Here is a 17,817-nt window from a genome sequence, read left to right as displayed (position 1 = left end):
AAAAGTAGTTTTAAACTACTTTTTTCTTTTTAAACGTTCATTGAAATTGAAAATTAGTATTCAGTCATCAGTATTTAGTGCTCAGTCCACTGATTACTTAAAACTGCAAACTGCCAGCTAGTTTTCCCCGGGTTCAATACCTGTTAAAAATATTGTTTAATCCATCCTTACAATTAGGCCTTAAGCTATAAGCTTTAAGCTTTAAGCAATTTATTTTGCTTACTGCCTACTGCCTACTGCCTATTGCTAGAAAGTTCGGATAAAAATTTACAGTGTGAATAAAGAATTAATCATTAGATCTAGTTCTGAAGCCGTAGATTTTGCCTTATTAAAAGATGGAAAACTAATTGAATTACACAAAGAAGAAGAGAAAAGCAACTTTCAGGTTGGTGATATTTTTATTGCTAAAATCCGAAAACCAGTTGCCGGACTTAATGCTGCTTTTGTAAATGTAGGCTTCGAAAAAGACGCTTTTTTACATTATCATGACTTAGGTCCAAACTTAGCTTCCCAACTGAAATTCATAAAACTTGTAAGCGCAGGTAAAATAAAAGATTTCTCCCTAAAAACCTTTCAGTTTGAAAAAGAGATTGACAAAGATGGCATCATTACTGATATTTTAAGTGCCAATCAATCTGTTTTAGTTCAAGTTGTAAAAGAACCTATATCGACCAAAGGCCCAAGGATAAGCGCTGAGCTTTCATTGGCAGGAAGATTTATTGTTCTCGTTCCGTTTTCTGACCGTGTTTCTATTTCTCAAAAAATAGAAGATAAAAAGGAAAAGGATCGTCTAAAAAAACTTGTTCTATCGATCAAACCTAAAGGATTTGGTGTTATTGTTCGCACAGTAGCCGAAGGCAAAAACGTAGCCGAATTAGAAAAAGATTTGCAGAACCTGCTTGGCAGATGGACTGCAATGTGTAAAAAATTACCAACTGCTCATCATCCCTCAAAAGTATTAGGAGAACTCAACAGAGCTTCTTCAATATTAAGAGACGTTTTCAACGATACCTTTAGTGGTATTCAAATAGATGATGAAGAGTTGTACCATCAAACGAAGGAATATCTGCAAGAAATTGCACCTTCAAAACAATCGATTGTTAAGTTTTATCAATCAAATGACACTCCAATTTTTGAGAAATACAATATAGAGAGACAAATCAAAACTTCTTTTGGAAGAACCGTCTCCATGAGTAAAGGTGCTTATCTTATTATCGAACACACTGAAGCTCTTCACGTTATAGACGTAAATAGCGGAAATCGTTCGAACAAAGCAACCAACCAGGAAGACACTGCCATGGAAGTGAATATGATTGCCGCCGCCGAAATTGCCAGACAACTTCGTTTGCGTGATATGGGCGGAATAATCGTAGTTGATTTTATCGATATGTCTAATCCAGAAAACAGGAAGGTTTTGTTCGACTTCTTGCGAGAAGAAATGAGCGACGATAAAGCAAAGCATAAAATCTTACCGCCTAGTAAATTTGGTTTAGTTCAGATTACCAGACAACGCGTAAGACCAGAAGTTAATATTAAAACCAGAGAAGAAGATCCAAACAATGAACATGGCGAAATTGAAGCGCCAATTTTAATCATTGATAAAATCTCATCTGATTTAGATAGAATTCTAAAAACCCACAAAAAAGTCGTGCTTAATGTACATCCGTTTGTGGCTGCATACCTCAGTAAAGGTTTTCCATCATTACGTTCAAAATGGTTTTTTGAACATAAGAAATGGGTGAAAATCATACCTCGTGACGCTTACACGTACTTAGAATACCATTTCTATGATAAAAAAGGAAATGTTATTTCAGAATAAAAAAACAAAAACCGCCTTTCGAAAGACTGGCGGTTTTTTTGTGCGCTTTTTTACGTATTCCCCAAAAAAACATTTTGGATACGACAGTCAGCCTGAGCGGAGTCGAAGGCTTTCTCATTAAAGAAGGGCTTCGACTTCACTCAGCCGGACACGTATACGCAATAATCTTGTAAAAATTTAGTAACGCTTAGATTTTAGCCTACTTAATGTTTCTTGTGAAATATTAAGGTAAGTTGCTACTATTCGATTGGATAAACGCTGAATAATTTGGGGATTTATACTCATTAGCTGTTTGTATCTTTCTGTTGCATCAAGAGTAAGGAAAGACATAAGTCTGTTGGTATTATTTACATATGCTTTTTCTAAATAATAACGATAGAACTTCTCCCAGGCCGGAATAACTTCCAATAGATAATAAAAATCGCTACTCGAAATGTATAGCAGTTCTGTTGGCTCTAACGCCTGAATAAATTCTAAAGACGGCTCGTTTGAAATAAAGCTGCACAATGCTGTTGCAAAATTATTTTCGAACGCTAAATATCGTGTTGCTTCCTGTCCATCTTCAGTAATAAAATAGATTCGCAAACAACCGGAACCAACAAAAAAACTTCGTTGGTTGGTTTGCCCATGAGCCACTAATAGTTCATTCTTTTCTGCGGTTGAAGATTTAAAGTAAGAAAGAATTACAACCAGCTCTTCCTCGGTAACCGTTATAATACTTTTGATATAATTTGCGAGCTGCTCTTTCATTTCTTAATTTCTTCTAATTGTAAACCTAAAAACACACTACAGATTAGGATCCTGCAGTTGTCTTTTCTGCTAGTTTTCTGGCATTTGGAATAATGATAAAGGCTGCAATATAGGCAACCGGCAGCATCACACTCCAAGCTTTCAGAAACTTTAAAAACCAATCTTCCCCAAATCCATAATTCCGCATTAACCCTACAAATGCCATAATTAATGTCATTGGAATTACGACAAACAATGTGTTGATGTACTTAAAATACTTTTTGTTCATTTTAAAATTTATTTAATATTAATTGAACACAAAGGTGTATAAACCCAAAAGTATAAAGTTTGATATAAATCAAAAAACACTTTTCAAACCAGAATTAGATTCTTTATAAAAATCTTATTCCCTCACAATCTCAATTTTCCGTCTGATTTCATTGCCGGAAGCATCTACTACTGTGATATAATGCGTTCCCGAAGTTGGCGTAACCGGTAATTCGTGAAACGTTTTTGTGGTGGCTTTATAAACGTCATCTACGTACCAAAAAAGCTCTTTCTCTCTTTCGGAATAGGCTACTTTTAAAATCACAGGCTGAACCTTGCTATTAAAATCTTTGGTTAAATAAATTTTACCGTTGGTTTTGGGATAGATAAAATCCATTGTTGTGGTTTGTGTACCCTGACAGCCTTCTTTAAACGGAGGCAAAGGCAAGTACTCAATATGCTGACTCTTGTAATACCATGCCATAACCGGAGGTAAAACAAACCAGTTTTTTGTCACAATATTATCAATACTCTCACAACTGCTGTTTACCTGAAATTGTCCGGTTGTATCGAGATGAACCGTTTTGTGATACGGACAAACACTGGTTGATTTCCCTTTTTTGGGAACCCATTGCTTTATTTTCGGACAGCCGTCTTTGGCCAAATAGCCGCTTAAACGACAAACCTCAACTTCTTCTAAATCTTTATAAGGTGTTTGAAACCATCTTTGTCTTGGCAGTAAATTAAAAACATCAAACAAAATCGGTGCGGCACTTGTAACTCCTGTTAAAGTAGGTCTACCCTCACCTGTTGCATTCCCAACCCAGATTCCCACCACATATCTTGAATTTGTACCAATTGCCCAAGCATCACGATTACCAAAACTGGTTCCGGTTTTCCACGCAATTTTAAGAGAGCTGTCGTAAAACTTCCAGGCTTCATCTCCTTCCGGCCTGTTGACCTCTTCCATGGCATTGTAAGCTGCCCAAATTGATCCGGCACCCAAGATGTTCTTCTGATCACTTTCTGATCCAAAATCGGGTTCAAAATTGCTCTTATAATTTAATTCCGTAAATTCATTCGTTCGGTATTGTGCCTGATTCTTAACATAATAATTTAATGTGGAAGACAGATTTGCATACGTTCGGCACAAATCCCACAAATTACTTTCGGCCCCTCCTAAAATAAGGGACAATCCGTAATGATCGGGTGTTTTATTGATATCCTTCAATTTAAACTTTTGCAATTCCTCATAAAATTTATTCACGCCAAACTCCTGCAGCATCAAAACTGAAGGGATATTGAGAGAGCGCGACAAAGCCCGATGTGCCGGAACCGCTCCGTCAAAGGTCAGATTGAAGTTTTGCGGAGTGTAACCTGCAATCTGTGTTGGAATATCGGCAACTAAAGTATTCGGCAGTAATTCACCATCGTCCAGCATTCCGGCATATAAAAGAGGTTTCAAGATACTCCCGGTACTTCTGGGCGCATCGATAATATCAACATCTTTTTGATGGTCTTTATCGGTTGGAGCATTCCCCACGTAACTGATTACATTTCGATTGGAAACATCAATGACCAGAATAGCCAGATTGTGCACTTCATTCTGCTTGTATTGATTGTAATAGTATCTGGCAATTTGATTGACTCTGTTTTGCAGCGCATAATCAATCGTAGTTTTTACCCTTGTTCCTTCCTGATCTTTAGCGGCTCTTTGCAATAAATGAGGGGCTATCTGAGGCAAATCGTACGGTTTTTGAGGCAACGGTTCTTCAATGGCAAGTTCATACGTTTGCTGATCAATTACACCTTCTTTATGCAATTTAAGGAGAAGTCGGTTTCGCTTGTTTAATAATTTGATTTGATTTTTTCCAGGATAAATCAGACTCGGTGCATTGGGTAAAACAGCAAGTGTAGCATTTTCTGCCCACGACAATTGATTGGACTGCACGCCAAAATAACGCCACGAAGCCATTTCGAGCCCGACAACATTTCCTCCAAACGGAGCATGGGCCGCGTACAATTCGAGAATTTCATCTTTAGAATATCCCAATTCCAATCGCGTGGCGAGAATCATTTCGATCAATTTTTCAAAATAGGTTCTTCCTTTTCCTTTTCGGGACAATCGGATGACTTGTTGCGTCAGTGTGCTTCCGCCCCGAACTACTTTTCCAGCTTTTTGGTTTTGTTTGATGGCATTTACCATCGCAACCGGATTAAAACCGGGGTGTTTATAGAAATACTCGTCTTCAAAATAAACAATACATTTCTTGAATTTATCCGGTACACTGTCCTGCGCCGGAAAACGCCATTGTCCGTCAGGAGCGATTTTAGCTCCCAGCAGTTCTCCTTCTTTACTTTCGATAACCGTTGAGTACGGCTCTTTAAACAATGTTCGGGGAATGGAGAAATAATAAATCAGCAAGAGCACAAATGCAATTGCTGATTTTATTTTATTCTTTTTAATCCAATTTATAATGCGTTGTGAAAACGCGATAAGTTTATTTTTCAACGTAATATTTATTTAACCGCGAAGTCGCTACGTTATTCGCTAAGTCCGCAATGTTTTTTTGCTCGCAGATTCCGCAGATTTTGCAGATTTTATTTTATTTGCCTGATCTGTAAAATCTGCGTGAAACTATATTTTACTACAAATTACGTAAAGTTTATTAGCCACAGATTATACAGATTAAAAAGATTATTTTCTTTCGCTACGACTCAAGCGATAGCGAACAGGCGAAGCAATTCACGAACTGAATCAATTTAAATTCTTGAATTCGTGGCAAACAAATCTGTATTAATCTTCATAATCTGTGTCCCATATTTTTATTTCACAACCTCAACCCAGAATCCTTTTGTTCGGGCCAGGAAGGTGTTATCGTACATCGCTTCGCACTGCAATCCCGGTAAATAATAATTCCCTAAATAGGATGCATTTAACAGGATTCTGAATACTTTGGTTTCTCTGGATTTCATTCCAAAATAGAAGTTGGTTCTGTCGTCGCGAATATCAATATAGTCTGCAATATTATTGGTTGCATCACCGTAGTCTGTGAAACGGGTATTTACGATTTCAAATCCTGAAGGCAAGATTTGTGACAGTGCCACATTCTGAACGCTTTCATTTCTTTGGTTTCTAACCGTAACTTCTGCAACAAATTCAGTTCCCTGACTGATTTTCGAAACATTAATAACACTTCCTTTTCTGTTTTTGAAAACAATATTCGCAGAAACATCACTCTGAATTGCATTTTCCTGTCCGATTGGTAATATTCCGGTATTTAAAACTCTAACGTAAACCGTGTTGTTTTTAAGATTCTTCAGGACAACACTATTGGCACCCGTCTGAACTGTTAAACTTCTGTCGGCAATTGTTTTTTGTGTATTTATGGTTTCGCCTTTTCCATTTTTACTGAATTGAAGATTAATTCCTTTAGGTCCGTTGCTCGCAGCAAATTTAGACATGGCATACAGGCAATAAGCAGTTGTTTGCGTACTCATCCATTGGTTGGTCGACATTTCTTTAGCCAGCTTAGAAGCCATAGTGAATGCTTTTTGGTTTTGTCCTAAAAGCAGCATCGTTTCTAAAGCCATCGCTCTGTTTCTCTCGCTTGATCCATAATAGTAATAATTGTACTCACTGGACTCGTTGTCAATACTGGTGCGTAATAATAAATTTTGCCCTGCCGATTTTTGTCCGGCTAAAACATAAGCAGCAGCCAGACGAAGCCTACTTTCGTTTGAAATGCCTTTTGTTTCGCGCAATCTGTTCATCGAAGACAAATCGGCATTGCCTGCCAGCGCCAACGTATACAATCGGTAAGCCTGAGCAAGATCATTACCGTATTTAGGTTCAAAACGCCATTGTTTGGCTTCTCTTTGCTGATAAGAAATCCATTTTGATTTGAAGTTAATCGGTAAAACATACCCTTTTTTCTCTGCTTCAATCAGGAAATGCCCAGCATAAGAAGAGCCCCAATCATCGGCAGTGGTACTTCCCTGCCAATACGTTAAGCCGCCTGATGGCAATTGAAAACTTCCTAACTTGCTAATTCCGGCCGTTATATTCTTTTGAATGATTCCTTTTCGGGTATTGTCCAAATCAACAATATCACTTAAAAATAACTGTGGAAAAACAGACGAAGTAGTTTGCTCTACACAGCCATGCGGATACTGAATAAGATATTGCAGTCTTCCGTTGAGATTGATCGTTGGCATTGATGAAACTTCCAGTCTGGCTTTATTGCTTCCGGAAACTCCAAAAGTTTTCCAGGTAATGGTTTTACTGCTGTTTGGAGGTAGAACAACATCCGTATATGTATTTGTAACCGGATTAGGATTGGTCATATCGATCTCTACATCATATACTGACTTCTCTTTTCCTGATGTTGCAATTACCTGTACTTTTCCAATACCCGCAGCAGAACCTACTACCAGATTAAAATAAGCCATTTTTTCGTCAGGTTGGGCAAAACTCAGACTTTGAGCAGCACTTCCCATTACTTTTAATCCGCCGCTTGTTCTAAGCTGAATCGTTACCTTCTTAATATTCTTTTCGGTAGCAAAAACGGTTACCGGAATAGTTACTTTTTCTGAAGGTGATATTTTTCGAGGTAATGAAGCCAATACCATCAACGGACTTTTAACCGGTGTTGCTTTTTCGACACTTCCGTAAGCGCTTGTATTGGCGTCACCAGCAACGACCATCGTACGAACGGAACCTATGTATTTAGGCAATTTCAGCTGATGTGCTTGCGTTTGACCTTTTTCTAATTTGAATGGTCCGTAGTACAACACTACTGGTTTAAATCGGTTGGCTTTTTTAGCTTTACCGCCACCTAAGTCCTGATCTCCACCAATACTGAAAATTTGATTTATTTTTCCTCCGTATGCCCCAATTACATCATCATAAATATCCCAGGTTTTAACTCCTAAGGCTTCACGAACATAAAAACTGTCCCAGGCATTTGGTGTTTTAAAACGGGTTAAGTCTAAAAGTCCTTCATCTACAACTGCAATAGTGTACGTCATTTCTTTTCCGGTTTTCTCTCCCACTTTTACGGTAAAAGTCTGCTCCGGTTTTAAAACATCCGGCATGGAGAGTGTTGGCGCCAGAATGGTATTTTTATCCACCACTTCTATCGGAACGATTCCATACATACGAATAGGTGAATCGTTTTTAGTTGAAGCATGCGGCTGCAAGAGTGTGATGTTAAAATACACGTTTGGTGCCATTGCTGCCGTAATCGGAATTTCGACTTTAGTTTCTCCCTGTTTTGTTTTGGCCCAGATGGTCTGCACCACTTTTGAACCGTTTTCGATCGAAATCAAAGCGCGGCCTCCTTCACTGGAAGGAAAAGATATCTGTGCTTTTTCGCCTACAGCATAATTTTTCTTATCGGTAGAGAATACCAGCATATTGGCTGTAGATGCATCTCTGTTGCGGGTTTTTCCAGACCAGATTGGCCAGTCAATATTTACGGTTAAAGCAGTGGCGTGTCCGTCTGTGTGATCGGCAACACGTATCAAATAGCGTCCCCATTCTTCATCGGTTAAAGAAAACTGAATACTTCCTTTTCCGTTGGAATCTGTATTGATCACAAAAGATTTATAAGAAGTGGTCGCATCCGATGAGTTGTAATTTGAAAGATTATCACTGGAAGCGTCCCACCACCAGCGCCAATCTACTTTATACACTTTTACCTCGAGATTTTTCACAGATTTTGGTCTTCCATTTTCATCGACAGTAACAATATCAAAACGGTTGTTTGTTCTGGTTTCCAGCATTCCATATTTATTAGGTTCCGGTGCTTTTATCCCAACATAAGTTTTGTAGGGTGAATAAGTCGTCGAAATAACATCCGTACTAAAATCACCTCCTTCTTCATATACTTTTGTAATGAAGGCGGCACGCAACATACCGGGAGCCTGCCCTTGTAGTTTTGGGTGGATATCCACCGATGCTTTTCCGTTCTCATTTAATTTTCCGGAGAAAATATTAATTTCTTCTGAACTAAACTGACGCACCAAATCGTCAAAATTAAACTTCTCATATCCTTTAAATGTAGTCGTCTGCTGTGAAAATTTTGCCTGCATTTCTACATTCAGATTTTTTGCAATGGCACCATGAAGCCAGGTCACTTCAAGTGTACTGGTGTTTGGATAAGAGGATGATAGTGTTTTTCTGGAGAAATTATTTTTAATTTTTAAACGATTCGGTTTAATCGTTTCGATTTTAATGCTTTTGTAAAACTTAGCACCACCCACACTTATCATTGCTTCCCAATTTCCTGTTGGCGCGTCGGCACTTGTTGGAACGATAAAACTGTAATGATTCAGGTCGTTTGTTTTCTGAATCGTCTGATAAGTTGTTTTACCATTCGGATCGTTTAATCTAAATTTAATCGGGTGTGATTTTGGAAGTTTATTCGACGCATCGTTTAAGATAAAGGACAAATACACGTTATCTCCCGGACGCCAAACACCGCGCTCACCGTAGATAAATCCTTTTAAGCCTTTTTGCAAAGTTTCACCTGCAACATCAAAATTACTTACCGATAACGAATAACCGTCATCCAACTTCACATAAGTAGACTGATCTCCTAAAGTAACAATAGCAAAGTAAGCAAACTTATTGAGCTGAAACGTAGCAATTCCTTCACTGCTTGTTGCAGCAGTTGCAATTTTTTGCTGTTGAAAGGTGTACAGATCCACTCTCGCATTTGAAACCGGCTCTGTGGTTACAATATTATTGACCGCAAAGAGATATGATTTATTTTCGCCTCTTTTGGCAATAACCCCTAAGTCAGTTGCTAAGATATTTGTCGCAATTCTGGCATTGTAGTAGTAAGATCCTGTACAAGGATCCTGACTTTCTCTCCAGTCGTAATCGTCATAATAGTAATCATCATACGAATTGCCACTGTAGTTAACATCATTTTCATCTACTTCCTCCTCCTCTTCCTCCGAACTCTCTTCGGAGGTTTCACATTTATAAAGCGAATATTTCTTTTTGTAAACAAATTCTACACGGTAAATTGCCCCTGGTTCCGGCGTAATGATTTTAGATAAATCGAGAGCAAAGGTGTTCCACTTAGCCGGATTTATCAGTTTGCTTTCGACTAAATTCAGTGTGGTTTTGGCTATGGGTTGTGCCACTTTCTTGAGATTCTGACTTCCGTTCAGTTCATTATACTGCAAAAACTGAAGAATATTGTTCTTGTAAATCTTATACACCTTTACATCAACTGCACTTAGATTAACTGCTTCAAAATTCAATTTCAGGTTGTTTGAACTTGGCAGAATCGTTCCGTTTTTAACGAATCGAACGTTAGGTTTTATTTGGTCAAAATTGATTTTCTCGGTATAATTGGCGTCCATCTTTTTGCCGTACTGACTTTCAATTCCCTGAAAAACTTCGAGTAACAATTCTCCCGATAAAACTGGTTCCGGTTCCTGAGTCTCTTCCTCGTTCTGAACCACTACCACAGCACTACTATCCGTAACAACTGCCGCAGAATCAACTACAACTGCTGACGAATCAACTGCCAACTCTGCACTTTCTTCTGCCACTGCCGGAACTTCTTTTTTCTCCGGAGCTGTATTGCTAAAATATACTTTCAGGACATTCCCCTGAGTCGAAAATTTTAAATTGTTTGTATTCTGAATAGAGACCAATCCTTTAAAATCCTGCCCTTTTTCCAAAGGTTCCGAGAAATTAATTAAAAGGGACTGATTGTTCCCTTCCGGAATATCGACTTTTACAATTTTAAATTCATTCACACCTGTAATTGGATAATCCAGTTGCCCTTTCTGCTCAATATCAAAATCACTTCCGTCGTATGCGATTTCCAGATTCGAAGCTTCTAAAAACCGTTGAATACTATCAATTTTGAAACGGAATTCTTTAGCTGTTCCTGTTTGTTTCTCAAATTTAATTTTAACCTCTTTCCCGTTCTGATGAGCCGTAACTAACTTTTTAGCTGTTTCAACATCCATATTATCAGCCGTTTTTAAAACGCAGTTCAGATACTGGTAATCTTTACTATACGATTGAATATCCTCAGTATTAATAGTAAAATCCTGTTTGATGGTTTTAACGGTAAAGTTGAACTTTGAAAGTTCCTTCTCTTTTTCCTTTGGAATGGTGATCAGCTTATCTAAGTTTAAAGTCACCTGATATTCTGTTCCTGCTTCCAGTTTTTTCTCCGGGATAAAAGCAATCGTATTGGTGGAGAGTGCTACTACTTTTCCGTGTACATTTGGCGAGATATCAAATAAATCGTCGTCTAATTCCTGATTCACTTTCCATTCTTTTTTATCAAAAGCCAAAACAACTCTAATATCAGATTCCGAAGAGACGATACCTCCCGTAAAACTAACAATGTACTCTTTGAATAATGAAAAATCGGAATTGAAATCGGCAGCTGATTTGCGGCCACAGGATTGAAAAATAAAAAACGTACAAAACACGAGAAATAGTCCTTTTACTTTCACTTTTATTTAGAATTACAGGTTTACGAATTTGGAAATTGACAGTGTACTTTAGCTTTTACGCTATATAAATAAACTAGTGGTTTGTCAATTATATTGCATAAATATAATGTATTTTTCTAAATCTTTTAAGAGGAAAATTCAGTAGATTGAATTATTTAACTTTTGTTGAAAATTCAAAAAAGGTTATTACAAAAACACTATATTTCGTATATCTTAATACATAAAAAATGTCTCGTAACTCTAACAATTATTCTACGGAAAATGAATTTATCATTAAAAACAAAAATATCATTGTATATCTGTTGGGGATAATTTCATTTTTGATTTTAATTACTTTTGCAGACTATTATGTTTTTCCCTCTTCAAAAACTAATGATAAAATAACTCAATACTTTGTTCGAACTTCAGGAAAATCCAGACAAAAAGTTTCTTATCATTATTTTACACAAAAGGGATTTACTTTTTCTACTACAAAAGAATATATTGAAGAAAATAATATTGAAATTGAAACTTCCTTAATATTTAAATTTATAACAAAAATAAAATCCAAAACAAGAAATTACACCAATCTTCTTTCAAGCGGCTTAAGTATTAATGGGATTCAATTCTACACTTGTCTTATTCTCCTTATTTCAATAGGGATAAGTACAAAAATACTACTTTCAAAAAAAGGCTTCTCAGAAAATACATTTTATAATATCATCTGCTTTAATTGCTTTATGATATTTATATGTGTCTATCTGGGAGGATATTTATTCTAATTATTTCCTTCTCTCTACAAAAAAGCGTTTCATTAAATCCGCAGCTTCATTGGCCATCACTCCGGAAACCACAGTTGTTTTGGGGTGTAATTGGGTCCCCATGGTTATGAAACCCCGATGTTCATCGCGAGCACCAAAAACAATTTTTGAAATCTGACTCCAATACAAAGCCCCTGCACACATTTGGCAAGGTTCAAGGGTAACATATAACGTACAGTCTTTGAGGTATTTTCCACCTAAGAAATTGGCAGCAGCTGTTATCGCCTGCATTTCGGCATGAGCCGTAACGTCATTTAATAATTCGGTTAGATTATGGCTTCTTGCAATAATTTTATCGGCAACTACAATGATTGCTCCAACAGGAATTTCGCCTTTTTCAAAAGCCATTTCAGCTTCCTGCAAAGCTTTTTTCATAAAATACTCGTCGGTGAAAGGATTTATCATAAGTGCAAAAATAGTTTTTTTTGAAATAATTTCCCCTGAGTTAATGTCAGGAAATCGCTAATCAAAACTTAGCTTTTTCTGTAGAAGTTAGTTCAATAAAATTAATCGCCTCATAAATAGCAGTTTTTTGAGGCAATTAACGTTATTAATTGCCTCGTTTCTATGAAACTCCCCTATTAAAAGTTCGTGCTAAACATTCAAAAAACAATAATTAAATTTAAAACCGTAAATTTGCTTTTTACCTTACAATGAAAAGTAACTTACTCTCCAACATATACAATCCCGCTGATTTACGCTTATTAACTGAAGCGCAGCTTTCTCAGGTTGCACAGGAATTACGCGATTTTATTATTGATGTTGTTTCGGTTAAAGAAGGGCATTTAGGTTCCAGTCTGGGTGTAATCGAATTGACCATTGCACTTCATTATGTGTTTAATACTCCTGACGATTTATTGGTTTGGGATGTTGGACATCAGGCTTACGGACATAAAATCTTAACCGAAAGAAGGGAAATTTTTCATACCAACAGACAGCTTGAAGGTATTTCCGGTTTTCCAAAAAGAAGCGAAAGTGTTTATGATACCTTTGGCGTGGGACACTCGTCGACTTCTATTTCGGCGGCGCTTGGAATGGCCATTGCTTCAAAACTTAAGGGCGATTACGACAAACAGCATATAGCCGTAATTGGTGATGCGTCGATTGCTTCAGGAATGGCTTTTGAAGGTTTAAATCATGCCGGGGTTACAGATGCTAATCTTTTGGTGATTCTAAACGATAATGCTATCGGGATTGACCCAAGCGTAGGGGCTTTAAAAAAATATTTAACAGCTGTTAAAAACGGGAAAAATCCGAAACAGAATAACATCATCAAGTCGTTAAACTTCGATTATTCGGGACCAATTGACGGTCATGATCTTCCTGCCTTAATCAAAGAACTCAATCGTTTAAAGAAGATAAAAGGGCCTAAATTTCTACATATTGTAACCACAAAAGGAAAAGGTTTACAGCAGGCAGAAGAAAATCAGGTAAAATATCATGCTCCGGGAAAATTTGATGCTTCAACCGGAGAACTTTATTCTAAATCAGAAGAAAATTTACCTCCTAAATATCAGGATGTTTTTGGTCTGACGATCTTAGATTTAGCCAAAAAGAACGAAAAAATCATCGGAATCACTCCGGCAATGCCATCCGGAAGTTCTCTTAAATTTATGATGGATGAGATTCCCGAACGCGCTTTTGACGTGGGAATAGCCGAACAGCATGCGGTAACACTTGCTGCAGGAATGGTTACGCAGGGAATGACGGTCTACTGCAATATTTATTCGACTTTTTTACAGCGTGCTTACGATCAGGTCATTCACGATGTTGCACTGCAAAACTTACCCGTTATCTTTTGTCTGGATCGTGCAGGCTTGGTAGGCGAAGACGGTGCGACACATCATGGCCTTTTTGATATTGCTTATTTACGTGCGATTCCGAACCTGATTATTTACGCTCCCCTCAATGAAATTGCCCTGCAGAATATTTTATATACAGCACAATTGGGATTAAATCATCCCATCGCCATTCGATATCCAAGAGGCCGCGGCGTTATATCAAATTGGGAAGTAGAAAATTTCGGACATTATAAAAAAATTGAAATTGGCCCTGCAACCTGCTTAAAAAAAGGAACAAAAACAGCCGTTTTGTCTACCGGAACAATTGGAAATAATGTGATCGAAGCAATAAATGAATCTTACAATTCCGTAACCATTGCCCACTACGATTTTCCTTTCATTAAACCGCTAGACACCAATACCTTAATCAATATTTTCACAAGTTTTGAGAGAATAATTACAGTCGAAGACGGTACTGTAAACGGTGGTTTTGGAAGCGCCATTTTAGAGTTTGCAGCCTCACATAATTTCAAAAATACCATCGAAGTTTTGGGTATTCCGGACACGTTTATAGAGCATGGAACGGTTAATCAGTTACAACAATTGTGTAAAATTGACGTTAAAAGTTTAATAAATCTTTTTTCAAACGATACAAAATAATTATTTTGCGCTGTCAAAAAATAAAATCACAATGAAATTATTGCGTTCTACCCTTTTGCTTTTGCTGCTTTTGTGTACTTCAAATAACTTTGCTCAAATTATACAAACGACTTTGGATCCTGGCGAATTACCTGCACCTCCATCAAACTGGACCAAAAAAAATCAACTGGGCTTTGACATTTCCGAAATTGCTTTTGTGAACTGGAGTGCGGGGGGAACAAGTTCGATCTCCGGACTTTTTAAAGGTGAATTTAACCGAACTTATATTAGAGGAAATCACAAATGGGCCAATGAGCTTATTATAAAATACGGTTTAAACCAGCAAGACGGTACTGAACTCCGAAAAACTGATGATGCTTTTCTATTCAATTCGACTTACGGCTTTAGAAAAGATACAATCTCAAATTGGTACTACTCGGCCAAATTCAATTTCAATACTCAATTTACTGACGGATACAATTATCCTAACAAAGATGTTGCGATCTCCAGACCTTTTGCACCAGCTTATGTCTTTCTGGGAGCCGGAGCTGAAAATTCAGATAAAAAGAAAAACCGAACCTTATATTTCTCTCCAATAACCTTAAAAACTACCTTGGTTCTTGATCAGGCTTTAGCCAATCAGGGAGCTTTTGGTGTGCGAAAAGCGACTTACATAGTAGATCCAATGGACCCGAATTCTAAAATTTTGATTGAAAATGGGCAGAAGGTAAAAGCCGAATTTGGTATTCTGCTTACCGGATACATGAAAAGCGAAATTTACAAAAACATCTTCTACGAAAACCGATTGAGTTTGTATACCGATTATCTAAACAAATTCGGAAATGTCGATATCGATTATGATACCCGTCTGGATCTTGTGGTAAATGCTTATGTAAAAGCAAATATTGGTGTACATCTGGTGTATGATGATGATATCAAAACCAAAAAAGACTTTTTTGATCCTGCTACCGGAACAACTTCACAAGTTAACAACGGACCAAGAGCCCAGCTAAGACAAGTCTTAGGCGTGGGTCTCGTATATGCTTTTCAATAAAATATTAAACATTGGAGTAATTCATTTTAACACATAGAATCCATGTATCTATGTGTTACATTTTCTTGTCAATTACACTTTACGACTTAGCGTGTTATTTGTTTTTTCTGCCATTTATAGTTTCAAACAACTCTAGTGCATTCCCGTCTGTTAGCAAAGAAACGTAATGACAGATATGCAGCAAACGTTCGTATAAATTGGTTTTCTCTAAGTGATGTTTTTCAGGCAGCATTTTCAAAAGCAATTTATCGTAGTTTGAAGCAGTTCCTTCGTATTTATTGTTGAAAGCAGTTATAAATTTATCCAACAGGGTCTGAATAATCTGATAGCCTACAATTTCTTTTTCAACGACCTCGCGGCTTTGGTAGATTTTATCGACACTTAGTTTGATAATATCATCCATCTGCGCTTTGTATTTACTCTTATCTGTTAAAGCAAAAGGAAATTTCCCGGCCAAAATAGCTTCTTCATTTTCAACAAAAACATTTACAGCATCATTTATCAATGTTCCGATAGCCAAAGCACGTAAATAACTAATTCGGTCTTCTTTTGTTGTTAAAGTCTTGTATTTAGCTACTCCGATGTTATCTTTCACCAGTTTGATTAAGTATTCTAAGGCATAATCTTCTGAAACCAATCCCAGATTTATACCGTCTTCAAAGTCAATAATGGTATAGCAGATATCATCGGCTGCCTCCACCAAATAGGCCAAGGGATGTCTTTCGAAACCAATATCGTCTCCTGTTTTATTGACAATCATGCCCATATCATTAGCAACTTCTTCAAAAAAAGATTTGTCGGTCTGAAAGAAACCGTATTTTTTGTCAGCGATATTTTGGGTAGGCTTTTTAGGCAAACTTTCTTTAGGATATTTCATAAAAGCGCCAAGGGTAGCATAGGAAATTCGAAGTCCTCCCTCAATTCCCGGACGACTTGCCGTAAGCACCGAAAATCCATTGGCATTTCCCTCGAAATCAATCAGATCCTGCCACTGTTTTGGGGTTAACTGATCTTTGTACTTTAAACCGTTTCCTATCGAAAAATACTCTCCAATTGCTTTTTCTCCTGAATGTCCAAAGGGAGGGTTTCCTATATCATGCGCCAGAGAAGCCGCAGCTACTATAGCGCCAAAATCGTTCATATGATACCCGTGAACTTCTTTTAGATGAGGATATTTTTCGATGATTTTTTTTCCAACCAAACGCCCTAGTGAACGTCCGACTACCGAAACTTCTAAACTGTGTGTCAATCTGGTATGCACAAAATCGGTTTTCGAAAGCGGAATAACTTGTGTTTTATCCTGTAAAGAGCGAAATGCCGCCGAAAAGATTATTCTGTCATAATCAACTTCAAAACCCAAGCGGGTATCGTCCTGTTCTACACGTAATCTTTTGCTGGTATCGCCTTGGCGTTTGAGTGATAAAAGTTGTTCCCAGTTCATTTTCAAATTTAGATTTCTGATTTTAGATTTTAGATTTTCCGATCTAAACGTCAAAAATACGTTTTATTTTAGGATTTAATAGAATAAAAGAGGCCACAGATTAATTTGATTTAAAAGATTAAATTCTTTATTCGCCACGAATTCACGAATTAATCTAAACGAAATAATTAATGGAATCTGTGGCAAAAAAACTAACCGCAATGATTTGCGATAATTCGTAAAATTTGTGGCAAAAAGTCTAAAAATCGATTATAAAAAATCATTATAATCTGTGTAATCTGTGGCAAAACCAAAACTCCAGCATCAAAACTCCAGCGCAGTACTGTGTTTGATTTCTCCCATTACAAAAATACTGTTGGTATTACCGATGTTTTCAATCGTTGACAATTTGTTCATCACAAAATCCTGGTAACTGGCCATATCCTGAACCAGAATCTTGAGCATAAAATCATAATCCCCGGCGATATTATAACATTCTATAATTTCGGGAAGAGCTACAATATCTTTTACAAAATTGCTCCCTACATTTCTGGCATGCTCTTTTAAACGCACATTACAAAAAACCGTCATTCCGCGATTCATCTTTTTCTTGTCCAGCAACGCTACATATTTAGTGATATATCCGTCACGTTCCAGTCTTTTTATACGCTCATAAACGGGAGTTACGGTTAAAAATAATTTACTGGCGAGGTCCTTTGTATTGATGTTAGAGTTTTCCTGAAGGTATTTCAGTATCAATAAATCGGTTTTATCTAAGTCTTCCATAGTTTTTTTTACGGCTAAAGTTATTC

At 37.2% G+C, this 17,817-nt stretch carries 11 protein-coding genes; 4 read left to right on the top strand and 7 right to left on the bottom strand.

The features are described 5' to 3' along the window. Positions 1-274: 274 nt before the first annotated feature. The gene (locus tag B0A80_RS07395) at positions 275-1,819 is read left to right on the top strand and encodes an Rne/Rng family ribonuclease (protein ID WP_017497253.1); all 1,545 of its coding nucleotides are present in this window, start codon (positions 275-277) and stop codon (positions 1,817-1,819) included. A gap of 177 nt (positions 1,820-1,996) precedes the next feature. Here B0A80_RS07395 and B0A80_RS07390 read toward each other — a convergent pair whose 3' ends face one another. The 4 genes from B0A80_RS07390 to B0A80_RS07375 form a co-directional block, all read right to left on the bottom strand. Next, a complete protein-coding gene (locus tag B0A80_RS07390; RefSeq protein WP_089076880.1) occupies positions 1,997-2,569 on the bottom strand; it encodes a Crp/Fnr family transcriptional regulator in 573 nt (190 codons plus the stop codon). 43 nt (positions 2,570-2,612) lie between these two features. After that, positions 2,613-2,837, bottom strand: coding sequence for a DUF2798 domain-containing protein (locus B0A80_RS07385; RefSeq protein WP_017497256.1), 225 nt, complete (start codon positions 2,835-2,837; stop codon positions 2,613-2,615). A 114-nt stretch (positions 2,838-2,951) separates the two neighbouring features. Further along, on the bottom strand, positions 2,952-5,327 hold the full coding sequence (gene pbpC, locus B0A80_RS07380) for a penicillin-binding protein 1C (protein ID WP_089076879.1): 2,376 nt from the start codon (positions 5,325-5,327) through the stop codon (positions 2,952-2,954). Positions 5,328-5,641: 314 nt separating this feature from the next. Continuing rightward, complete coding sequence (locus B0A80_RS07375; RefSeq protein ID WP_089076878.1) at positions 5,642-11,311, bottom strand: alpha-2-macroglobulin family protein; 5,670 nt, start codon at positions 11,309-11,311, stop codon at positions 5,642-5,644. A 227-nt stretch (positions 11,312-11,538) separates the two neighbouring features. On the opposite strand from B0A80_RS07375, the gene B0A80_RS07370 reads away from it, so the two are divergent. Continuing rightward, a complete protein-coding gene (locus B0A80_RS07370) occupies positions 11,539-12,072 on the top strand; it encodes a hypothetical protein (protein WP_089076877.1) in 534 nt (177 codons plus the stop codon). On the opposite strand, the gene B0A80_RS07365 is transcribed toward B0A80_RS07370, so the two are convergent. Next, positions 12,073-12,516, bottom strand: a complete 444-nt coding sequence (locus B0A80_RS07365; protein WP_089076876.1) for a nucleoside deaminase — start codon at positions 12,514-12,516, stop codon at positions 12,073-12,075. A gap of 248 nt (positions 12,517-12,764) precedes the next feature. On the opposite strand from B0A80_RS07365, the gene B0A80_RS07360 reads away from it, so the two are divergent. Together B0A80_RS07360 and B0A80_RS07355 are read left to right on the top strand one after the other, a co-directional pair. After that, entirely contained in the window at positions 12,765-14,552 is a 1,788-nt protein-coding gene (locus B0A80_RS07360; protein WP_089076875.1) for a 1-deoxy-D-xylulose-5-phosphate synthase, read from the top strand. Positions 14,553-14,583: 31 nt separating this feature from the next. Beyond that, positions 14,584-15,585, top strand: coding sequence for a DUF3078 domain-containing protein (locus B0A80_RS07355; RefSeq protein WP_089076874.1), 1,002 nt, complete (start codon positions 14,584-14,586; stop codon positions 15,583-15,585). A gap of 94 nt (positions 15,586-15,679) precedes the next feature. On the opposite strand, the gene B0A80_RS07350 is transcribed toward B0A80_RS07355, so the two are convergent. Both B0A80_RS07350 and B0A80_RS07345 read right to left on the bottom strand, forming a co-directional pair. Further along, positions 15,680-17,026: a deoxyguanosinetriphosphate triphosphohydrolase gene (locus B0A80_RS07350; protein WP_089076873.1), complete on the bottom strand. Its 1,347-nt coding sequence runs from the start codon at positions 17,024-17,026 to the stop codon at positions 15,680-15,682. Positions 17,027-17,329: 303 nt separating this feature from the next. Further along, positions 17,330-17,791: an Lrp/AsnC family transcriptional regulator gene (locus tag B0A80_RS07345; protein WP_017497264.1), complete on the bottom strand. Its 462-nt coding sequence runs from the start codon at positions 17,789-17,791 to the stop codon at positions 17,330-17,332. Between the last annotated feature and the right edge of the window lie 26 nt (positions 17,792-17,817).

Origin of the sequence: Flavobacterium tructae, assembly GCF_002217475.1 — a bacterium.
In the GTDB taxonomy this organism is placed as follows: domain Bacteria; phylum Bacteroidota; class Bacteroidia; order Flavobacteriales; family Flavobacteriaceae; genus Flavobacterium; species Flavobacterium tructae.
The sequence above is the reverse complement of the archived record's forward strand: the minus strand, read 5'-3'. Positions and strand labels throughout refer to the sequence as shown.